Raw genomic sequence first — 738 nt, 5'->3', positions numbered from 1 at the left:
GCGCGCCGGCGATCGTGCCGCCGTCGGCCGTTCCCATGAAGCGGATGCGCTCACCCGCCGGTGCCGCCCGCCGGCGCAGCTCCTCCAACTCCACGCCGCCGCCGTACATCAGCAGCCGCGCGTGAGGGTACCGGTCCATGATCTTGAGGAATGCGTCCACGAACACGCCGGCGCCCTGGATTTCGGACATGGTGCCCGCGTAGACGAAGGTGGGGCCGGGGTGCGCATCCCGGGGCCCGTGCAGGCTGAAGGTGCCGGTGTCGATGCCGGTGCCCACCTCGGCCACCCTGGCGCGTCCGGAGGTCAGCCGCGCCAGCGCCTGGGTCACGCCGGTCGAGATGCTCAGGACGCCGGCTGCGCCGGTCACCACCCAGCGTTCCACTGCCCGCAGCACCTTGACCACCTGCGGGTGCACTCCGATTCCGGCCGCCGCATCGGAGCTGACGTCGGCGGAAAAGTACACGTAGGGACGGCGCCGCAGCGCGGCCGCGGCCCGGACCACCACGCCGGTGGTCGGCGGCGGCTCAACGAGCAGCACGTCGAAGGGTTTCTGCGCCAGCAGGCGGAAGAACAGCGGGATGTCGAAGCTGGCGTACTGCAGATAGCCCCGCACGGCGCCGCTGGCGTCCCGCAGCACGGGCCAGCGGAGGATCCGGGCGCCGTCGCCGCTGGTCCCCGCCGCGGCAGGGAGTCCCTTGGGGGGCCGGGTGGTGAGCACGGTTACCTGGTGGCCGGCCT

The 738-nt window shown here is 72.9% G+C and carries 1 protein-coding gene; it reads right to left on the bottom strand.

The features are described from left to right. Positions 1–738: glycosyltransferase (locus tag AC5RUJ_RS17635; protein WP_494156429.1), on the bottom strand; the 738-nt coding region annotated here is incomplete at both ends.

It is taken from the genome of Arthrobacter sp. Y3223164 (assembly GCF_059091005.1).
The sequence above is the reverse complement of the archived record's forward strand: the minus strand, read 5'-3'. Positions and strand labels throughout refer to the sequence as shown.